Genomic DNA, 8,491 nt, shown 5'->3' on the forward strand with positions numbered 1-8,491 from the left:
TCCCTTACTTCGCGTTGCGGTGCTTGACGATGAACTTCTCGGTGCGGTTCTTCAGCTTGCGGGTCTTGTAGCCCATAGCCGGCTTGCCCCAAGGAGTGACAGGGCCGGGACGGCCGACCGGGCTCTTGCCCTCGCCGCCGCCGTGGGGGTGGTCACAGGGGTTCATGACGGAACCGCGGACGGTGGGCCGCCAGCCCATGTGGCGCTTGCGGCCGGCCTTGCCGATCTGGATGTTGGCCCAGTCGGTGTTGCCCACCTGGCCGATGGTGGCCTTGCACTCCTCGCGGACGTAGCGAACCTCGCCGGAGGGCAGGCGGACCTGGGCCATGCCGTTCTCCTTGGCCATCAGCTGGGCGGCGTCGCCGGCGGCGCGGACAAGCTGGGCGCCCTTGCCGGGGTACAGCTCGATGCAGTGGATCATCTCGCCCACGGGGATGTTGGCGATGGGCAGGCAGTTGCCGGGCAGGATGTCGGCGTCGGGACCGGTCATGATCTTGTGGCCGGCCTTCAGGTTCACGGGAGCCAGGATATAGCGCTTCTCGCCGTCCTCGTACTGGATCAGGGCGATGTTGGCGGAGCGGTTGGGATCGTACTGCAGGTTGATGACGGTAGCGGTGCCGTTCTTGTCCCGCTTGAAGTCGATGATGCGGTACTTCTTCTTGTTGCCGCCGCCGCGGTGGCGGACGGTGATACGGCCGTAGCTGTTGCGGCCGGCGTTCTTCTTGAGATTCTCGGTCAGGCTGCGCTCGGGCTTGGCCTTCTTGTCGATGCCCTCGAAGGCGCTCACGGTCATGTGGCGGCGGGAGGGCGTCGTGGGCTTATAAGTCTTGATAGCCATTGTTCGTTATCCTCCTTACACCATGCCTTCGAAGAACTCGATGGTCTTGGAATCCTCGGTCAGGGTGACCATGGCCTTCTTCCAGGAGGGACGGCGGCCAGCCGGGAACCGGCCGGTGCGCTTCTCCTTGCCCTGCATGTTCAGGGTGTTGACCTTGGCGACCTTCACGCCGAAGATCTCCTCGACGGCCTTCGCGATCTCGATCTTGTTCGCGCTCTTGGCAACCTCGAAGGTGTACTTCTTGGCCTCGGTCTCCGCCATGGACTGCTCGGTGATGATGGGGCGCTTGATGATATCATAAGCGGTGGTAGCCATTACGCAAACACCTCCTCGATGACGGCCAGGGCCGCCTTGTCAACGATAAACTTGCCGGCGTTCACGATGTCGTAAACGCTCAGGATCTTGGCGGTGGTGGTGACCACGCCGGGGATGTTCCGGGCGGACTTGATGACGGTCTCGTTCACCTCGGGGGTGACGACGACGGCCTTCTTGGCGCCGACGGTATCCAGGAAGCCCTTCATGGCCTTGGTCTTGACCTCGTCCAGGTTCAGGCTGTCCACGACGACGATGTCGCCGGAGGCGGCCTTGGCGGAGAGGGCGGACTTGAGGGCCAGGCGCTTGACCTTCTTATTCAGCACGTAGCTGTAGTCGCGGGGCTTGGGGGCGAACACGATGCCGCCGTGGGTCCACTGGGGGGCGCGGGTGCTGCCCTGACGGGCGCGGCCGGTGCCCTTCTGGCGCCAGGGCTTAATGCCGCCGCCGGAGACCTCGGCGCGGGTCAGGGCGCTCTGGGTGCCCTGCCGGCAGTTGGCCAGGTGGTTCTTGACCACCTCGTGGACGACGGTCTGGTTGGGCTCGATCCCGAACACAGCTTCGGAGAGCTCCACCTCGCCGACCTGCGTGCCGGCCATGTTCACAAGAATTGCCTTAGGCATTTGGTTTCTCTCCTTTCTTACTTGTTACGGGCGGAAGCCTTCTGGGGATTGACGCGGGCGGAAGCCTTCTGCGGGTTGCTGGAGATACCAGCGGCGGCGCCCTTCTCCTTGACGTTGATCACGGAGTTGCGCAGATACACGATGCCGCCCTTGGGGCCGGGAATCGCGCCGCGGACGGCGAGGATGCCCAGCTCGGCGTCCACCTTCACCACGTCCAGATTGAGGACGGTGACCTGCTCGTTGCCCATCTGGCCGGCGCCGATCTTGCCCTTGAAGATGCGGGAAGGATCGCTGTTGGCGCCCATGGAGCCGGCGTGGCGGACCACAGGACCGGAGCCGTGGGTCTCCTTCAGACGGTGAGCGCCGTGGCGCTTGATGACGCCCTGGTAGCCGTGGCCCTTGCTGATGCCGGTCACGTCCACGCGGTCGCCCTCGGCGAACACGTCCACCTTCACCTCGTCGCCCACGTTCATCTCGGCGGCCTTGGCCAGCTTGAACTCCTTCAGGGTCTTCTTGCGGGCGTCGCCGGCCTTCTTCAGGTGGCCCAGCTCAGGCTTGGTGAGCTTGCGCTCCGCCACGTCGCCGTAGCCGAGCTGAACGGCGTTGTAGCCGTCCTTCTCCTCGGTCTTCTTCTGCACCACGGTGCAGGGGCCAGCCTCAATAACGGTGACCGGGATGACCTTGCCGTCGGCGTCAAAGATCTGCGTCATGCCGATCTTCTTGCCGATAATGGCCTTTTCCATGATAGTTCCTCCTTAATAAGGTTATTGGTTGAAAAACGTGGGCATTGGCTCCCATTGGTTTTCCAACTTGACCCGTCCGCCTCAAAAGCGCGGCGGACTGCGGGTACACAAAGGTAATTGTCTGAGATGGCTGTGTCACGCTGCGAAGCCTTCGCAACGTCACGCTGTTCATCGCTCCGTGAAAAATGCCGCTCCGCCTTTGGCGTCGCCTGTTTTTTCACCTGCGCGATTCACTGCGTGCCTGCTCCCGGCTTCTCCGCGCTTCGTTACAGCTTGATCTCGATCTCGACGCCGGCGGGGAGCTCCAGGGACATCAGGGCCTCCACGGTCTTGGGGGAGGGCTTGAGGATGTCGATGAGGCGCTTATGGGTGCGGCGCTCGAACTGCTCGCGGGAATCCTTGTACTTATGGACGGCGCGCAGGATGGTCACGACCTCCTTCTTGGTGGGCAGGGGGATGGGGCCGGACACGGACGCGCCGGTGCGCTTGGCGGTCTCCACGATCTTCTCAGCGCTCTGGTCGATGAGCTGGTGATCGTAGGCCTTCAGGCGAATGCGGATCATTTCTTTCTGAGCTGCCATTGTGGTTCCTCCTTAAAAACATACGAAGTGGTGGGTTGAGCACGCTTCGTACGGTGAGAAATCTTCAGTACACGTTTCCGTGCGTATCACTCCGTGACATGAAGAAAACCGGCACAAGCAGGCCGGTTTACTCCCTGCGCGGCGATATACGCCGTGCACGGACTCCTCAGCCGCCCGATTCTAGCTCGGACATACTCCGCGGAAGTTACCGGCTCGCGCCGCAATCTCCCGCATCATCGCAGACTGCGCCCCTTTACAGGCGCTCTGTTATAATACCTGAAAAATCCCGTCCTGTCAATAGATTTTTCCGGTTTTCGTAAAATTTATTTCTTCACTGGGTCCTTGGCCCGGCAGCCCAGCCAGGAGGACAGCACCAGCAGCAGGAATGCGCCGAAATAGAACCAGAACACCTGTCCGGTCCACATGGCCACAATAGCGCCCAGGCGCAGAAGGGGCAGATAGAAGAACTGGGTCAGCAGGCCCACTGCGTTGTCCCAGTAGGCGTGAAGGGACAGCTCCTGCACCCCCAGCAGCACCAGCACCACCAGCGCTGGAAGGTTGATGCACAGCATGGTGAGCGCCATGCCCCTCTTGGAGCCCTTGAAGCCAAACGTGCCGGAGACCACCATCCACAGCGTCAGCACGGCCAGACCTACCACGATGTAGAACCAGGCGCCCATCTGGGCAAAAATTGTCGTCATCCCCAGACTGAGCAGCCATCCCAGCAGGAAGGGGCTCAGTCCCACCAGAAACAGCACCGCGGCTTTGCGCATGCAATCACACCTCTTTCATCATACGGCATTTTTTACCGCTGCACAGCATACCACACCCCGGCGGCCTCTGTCAACCGGGTCGCCGGGGCGCGCCTTACGGCAGCAGCACGTCCGCCAGCCGCCGCTTCATCTCCGCGGCGTCGATGGCCGTGCCGGTGAAGTGCTCCAGGGAGAGCACCGCCTGGTTGACCAGCAGTCCGAAGCCGTTGGCGGTCTGGTGCCCCCCCTCCCTGGCCCGGCGGAGCAGCTCAGTCTCCGCCGGGGCGTAGATGAGATCCACCACCGGCGCCCCGGCGGGCAGGGCGTCCAGGAAGGAGAACTCCTCAAACTGCCCTGCCGCCCCCTCCATACCCAGGGAGGTGCAGTTGACCAGCAGCCCGCACTCCGCCGCCTCCCGCCGCAGGGTATCCGGGTCGAAGCCGGCGGGGCGCAGGCGGGCCGGCTCGTGGGCGCAGAGGGCGGTGGCCTTGTCCGCGGTGCGGTTGCACACTACCACCTCCGCCCCGGCCTGGGCCAGCTTGAGGCACACCGCCTTGGCCGCCCCCCCGGCCCCCAGCACCAGCACCCGCTTCCCGGCAGGGTCGATGCCCTCGTCGTTCAGGGCGCGGAGAAAGCCCGCCCCGTCGGTGTTGTAGCCATAGGCCCGGCCGTCCCGGATACAGACGGTGTTCACCGCGCCGAAGAGGCGGGCATCCCCGTCCAGCTCGTCCATCAACTCCACCAGCTCCTCCTTGTGGGGCATGGTGGCGTTGAACCCGGCATAGCCGGCAAATTTGGCGCATTCCAGCCACTCCCGGCATCTCCCCCGGGGCACCGGCTGGCAGAGGTAGACGTAGTCCAGCCCCAGGGCGGCCAGCATGGTGTTCTGAATCAGCGGGGACTTGGAGTGGAGCACCGGCTCGCCGATGACGCAGAGCTTTTTCGTGCTGTTTTTCACTTCCACCTGCATGTGCGGGGCCTCCTTTTTGGGTTCGGGCCGCAGATCGGGGAGGGCGGCGTTCACCCCCAAAGCGATAAGCAGGCCCACCACCGTCTCAATGATGCGGGCGGCGGCATAGTAGTACCGGGTCACGCCGGTGACGCCGGTGATGAGAATGACGCAGGGCAGGATGCACGCCATGCCGCAGGCGGTGGGCCGCTTGAGCAGCAGGCAGATCCACACCCCCGCCACGCACACCGCCCCCAGGGCGGGTATGCGTACCCAGGGATCGTCCAGGGCGGCGCCCAGCAGCAGGGTGGCGGTACCCAGGGCTCCGCCCACCGCCACGCCGATGAGGCGGGAGAGGCCCTGCTGGATGGTCTGGCCAAGGGTGGACTGGGTGCAGATGATGCAGGCGATGCAGGCATAGAGGGGGCCGAGCTGGCCCCACACGCCCCCCAGCGCCTCGTTATAGATGAGGCCGAAGGGCACGAAAATGGTATAGGACAGCATGACCGCCACGGCGGTCTTGACCACCCGCATACCGATGCGCGGCAGGGGCACGCTTTTCATCTTCTCCCCCTCCTCGATCCGCCGCAGCGGGTCAAAAAGTCCAGCAGCAGGCGGTTGAACGCCTCGGGCGCGTCCAGATTGACCACATGGGCCGCGCCGGGGAGCACCGCCGTCTCCGTCTCCGGCCAGGCCCGCTTCCAGTCCTCCATGTGCCGGGCGATGGTGCCGGTCCTGTCCCGCTCGCCCCGGCACACCAGCAGGGGCGCGTCGAAGGAGAAGTGTTTCTCGGGGTGGAGGCATTGAGCGATTCCCCGCCAGCCCCGGAGAAACTCCCGCCGGGTGAGCTGGTCGAACATGCGGCGTACCGCCGCCCGCCCCTCCTCTGTAGAAGAGCAGGCCATGGCCATAGCGCTTTTGAGACACCTCCACGGCCACACCCCCAGCAAGGGGGTGGAGGCCCGCAGGCCCGCCCGCTCCCAGCCGCTATAGCAGTCCAACAGAATAGGGGTAGCTCCGGCCACCAGGTATCCGGCGCAGCCGCCGAACTGCCAGGCGTACTCCTGGACGACATAGCCGCCCATGGACAGCCCCACAAGCACCGGGGCGCGGCAGCGTTCCTTCACCAGCACGGCCCGGAGGTCCTCGGCGGCCTGGGGGATGGAGAAGTCGGCACAGGGCCGGGAGTCCCCGTGGCCCCGTATGTCGAGATTGAGCACCGTCCACCCCTCCAGGGCAGCGAGCTGGGGCGCCCACATGGTGCGGTCCAGCCCGTAGCCGTGGAGGAGCACCACCTCCGGCCCCTCCCCCTGCCGGCAGTCGTAGGCGATCCGGCAGCCGTCAGAGCGGACGGCTCTTGTCTCCCAGTCAGCCATGGGGGTTCTCTCTGCTTTCCTTCTCGTTCCAGAGAAAGTAGGACATGGCCGCCTCGTAGCCGTACAGGCCCAGGCCGCAGATCTGGCCCACGCAGGCGGGTGCGGTGACGCTCCTGTGCCGGAACTCCTCCCGCTGGTGGACGTTGGATATGTGCACCTCAATGCAGGGCACGTCCACCGCCTTGAGGGCGTCCAGGATGGCGTAGGAGTAGTGGGTATACGCCCCGGGGTTCAGCACGATGGCGTCGTACACGCCGTCGGCGGCGTGGATGGCGTCGAGAATGGCCCCCTCGTGGTTGGACTGGAAGCACTCCGCCGTGGAGGCGTGGGCGGCGGCGAACTCCTTCAGCCGCCGGCACAGGCTCTCATAGCTGTTCTCCCCGTAGATGCCCGGCTCCCGCTTCCCCAGCAGATTCAGGTTGGGGCCGTTGATGATCAGGAACTTCACGCCTGACACTCCCTTTCATAAAGGGCCGCGATGCGCCCGGCCGCCTCGGCGGCCTGGGTATGGCCCTCGATGATGTAGTCCGCCCACCGGCGGTAGATGGGCTCCCGCTGGCGGAACCGCTCCAGAAACGCCTCTTTTCCCCCCTGGCCCAGAGGGCGGCGCGCCATGGACACTGTGTCGTAGATCACGGCCGGCTCCCGGCTGAGCCAGAAGACCACGCCGCTGGCTTTGAGGGCGGCAATGGCCTCCGCCCGGGTGGGCAGGCCGCCGCCGCAGGCGATGACCAGCCCTCCCTCCCGGGCCAGCGCCCGGCTCACGTCCAGCTCACGGGCCCGGAAGCCCTCCTCCCCCTCCGACGCGAAAATCTCCGGGATGGTGCGGCCGGACGCCCGCTCGATGCGCTCGTCGGTGTCCACGAAGGCCAGGCCCAGCTTCTCCGCCGCCAGCCGCCCCACCGTGGACTTGCCGCAGCCCATCATGCCGATGAGGATGAGATTGTTCACGGCTCATACCCCCGGAAGTTCCCCAGGATACGGAACTCGGCGGCCAGCTGCCCCAGCTCGTGGAGCACGCCGTCCATCTCCGGGGCGGCGAGATCGCCGGTAAAGTCCAGGAAGAACAGGTATTCCCAGCCCCGGCCGGGAATGGGCCGGGACTCGATTTTCAGCAGGTTGAGCCCCTGGACGGCGAACACGGTGAGGATCTCGTGGAGGGAGCCGCTCTGGTGGGGCAGGCGGAACACGGTGCTGATCTTGTTGCGGCCGGGCCGCAGCTCCAGCACCGGGGACACCACCACGAACCGGGTGTGGTTCATGGCATTATAGTTGACCCCCTCGGCCAGAATATGCAGCCCGTAGATCTGAGCGGCCCGGCGGGAGCAGATGGCGGCGGCGGTGCGGTCGCCGCTTTCGGCCACCTGCTTGGCCGAGCCGGCGGTGTCCAGCGTGGGCACCCGCCGCCAGCCCCGGTGGGCGTCCAGATACCTCTCGCACTGCATCAGCCCCTGCTCGTGGGAGTAGACCGTGTGGATGTCCTCCAGCGCCACGCCGGGCAGGGCCATCAGGCAGTGCTCCACCTTCACCTGGCACTCCCCCACCACGTAGTAGTTGTACTGGGCCAGCAGATCGTAGACCTGCCGGATGGAGCCGGTGGAGGAGTTCTCCACCGGAAGCACCGCATAGTCGGCCTCCCCCCGCTCCAGGGCGGCGAACACGTCGGGGAACCAGGCCAGCCCCCGGCTGGACACCTCCGGGCCGAAGAAGCCCACGGCGGCCTCCTCGCTGTAGCACCCCGGCTCCCCCTGGTAGACCACCCGGGGGGCGGCCACCGGCTCCCGCCGGGCGGCCAGGGCCGCCGCATAGGCCGCATAGCCCGGCTCCTCCGCCCCCTCCCGCACCAGCTTGCGCTGCTGGCGGCGGGAAATGGCCATGATCTCCTCGTAGAGGGCCGCCACGTCCGCCTTGCGGGCCGGATCGTCGGTGAGGGCCGTCTTGGCGGCGATCACCTGCTTCTCCCGCCCGGCGTCCAGCACCGGGATACCCGCCCGCTGCTTGTACTCCCCCACCTTGCCGGTGACCGCCATCCGCTCCAGAAAGAGCTGCACCAGCTCCCCGTCGATGCGGTCGATCTCTTGGCGGTATTGCTCCAATTCGGTCATGTTCCCTCTCTCCTTTGTCTCCTCGAGGCGGCGGCCGGGCGCTTCCTTTCGGGCGGGTGTGGGCACCCGCCCCTACATTTAAACCTGGCCGCACGCTCCGCTGCCCCGCCTCTGCGCCATCGCGCGAGGCGGCCCTAAATTCCCAGCACCTCGCACGCCGCCAGCGCCGCCGCCGCACCCCCAGAGCGCACTGCGCGCGCTCCGGGGACCCC

11 protein-coding genes are annotated in these 8,491 nt (G+C 65.8%); all 11 read right to left on the minus strand.

All coding sequences use genetic code 11. The annotated features are described in order from the left end of the window. Nucleotides 1-4 precede the first annotated feature (4 nt). A complete protein-coding gene (gene rplB / locus HMPREF0372_RS15805; RefSeq protein WP_007494657.1) occupies nt 5-838 on the minus strand; it encodes a 50S ribosomal protein L2 in 834 nt (277 codons plus the stop codon). A 15-nt stretch (nt 839-853) separates the two neighbouring features. Then, entirely contained in the window at nt 854-1,153 is a 300-nt protein-coding gene (gene rplW, locus HMPREF0372_RS15810) for a 50S ribosomal protein L23 (RefSeq protein WP_007494659.1), read from the minus strand. Further along, nucleotides 1,153-1,773, minus strand: a complete 621-nt coding sequence (rplD, locus tag HMPREF0372_RS15815; RefSeq protein WP_007494661.1) for a 50S ribosomal protein L4 — start codon at nt 1,771-1,773, stop codon at nt 1,153-1,155. Before rplD ends, rplW begins: the two co-directional genes overlap by 1 nt. A gap of 17 nt (nt 1,774-1,790) precedes the next feature. Then, on the minus strand, nt 1,791-2,516 hold the full coding sequence (rplC, locus tag HMPREF0372_RS15820) for a 50S ribosomal protein L3 (RefSeq protein ID WP_007494663.1): 726 nt from the start codon (nt 2,514-2,516) through the stop codon (nt 1,791-1,793). A 266-nt stretch (nt 2,517-2,782) separates the two neighbouring features. Continuing rightward, the gene (gene rpsJ, locus HMPREF0372_RS15825; RefSeq protein WP_006573401.1) at nt 2,783-3,097 is read right to left on the minus strand and encodes a 30S ribosomal protein S10; all 315 of its coding nucleotides are present in this window, start codon (nt 3,095-3,097) and stop codon (nt 2,783-2,785) included. 323 nt (nt 3,098-3,420) lie between these two features. Further along, a complete protein-coding gene (locus HMPREF0372_RS15830) occupies nt 3,421-3,870 on the minus strand; it encodes a hypothetical protein (protein ID WP_007494667.1) in 450 nt (149 codons plus the stop codon). A gap of 94 nt (nt 3,871-3,964) precedes the next feature. Continuing rightward, nucleotides 3,965-5,362, minus strand: a complete 1,398-nt coding sequence (gene aroE, locus HMPREF0372_RS18860; protein WP_007494668.1) for a shikimate dehydrogenase — start codon at nt 5,360-5,362, stop codon at nt 3,965-3,967. Continuing rightward, the gene (locus HMPREF0372_RS15840) at nt 5,359-6,174 is read right to left on the minus strand and encodes an alpha/beta fold hydrolase (protein ID WP_007494670.1); all 816 of its coding nucleotides are present in this window, start codon (nt 6,172-6,174) and stop codon (nt 5,359-5,361) included. The genes aroE and HMPREF0372_RS15840 overlap by 4 nt, the downstream gene beginning before the upstream one ends. After that, the gene (aroQ, locus tag HMPREF0372_RS15845) at nt 6,167-6,622 is read right to left on the minus strand and encodes a type II 3-dehydroquinate dehydratase (RefSeq protein ID WP_007494672.1); all 456 of its coding nucleotides are present in this window, start codon (nt 6,620-6,622) and stop codon (nt 6,167-6,169) included. Before aroQ ends, HMPREF0372_RS15840 begins: the two co-directional genes overlap by 8 nt. After that, nucleotides 6,619-7,125 carry a shikimate kinase gene (locus HMPREF0372_RS15850; protein ID WP_007494674.1) on the minus strand — a complete coding sequence of 169 codons (507 nt, stop codon included), beginning with the start codon at nt 7,123-7,125 and terminating at the stop codon, nt 6,619-6,621. The genes aroQ and HMPREF0372_RS15850 overlap by 4 nt, the downstream gene beginning before the upstream one ends. Further along, nucleotides 7,122-8,279, minus strand: coding sequence for a bifunctional chorismate mutase/prephenate dehydratase (locus HMPREF0372_RS15855; protein WP_007494678.1), 1,158 nt, complete (start codon nt 8,277-8,279; stop codon nt 7,122-7,124). Before HMPREF0372_RS15855 ends, HMPREF0372_RS15850 begins: the two co-directional genes overlap by 4 nt. Between the last annotated feature and the right edge of the window lie 212 nt (nt 8,280-8,491).

The organism is Flavonifractor plautii ATCC 29863 (assembly GCF_000239295.1).
Taxonomy (GTDB): Bacteria; Bacillota; Clostridia; order Oscillospirales; family Oscillospiraceae; genus Flavonifractor; species Flavonifractor plautii.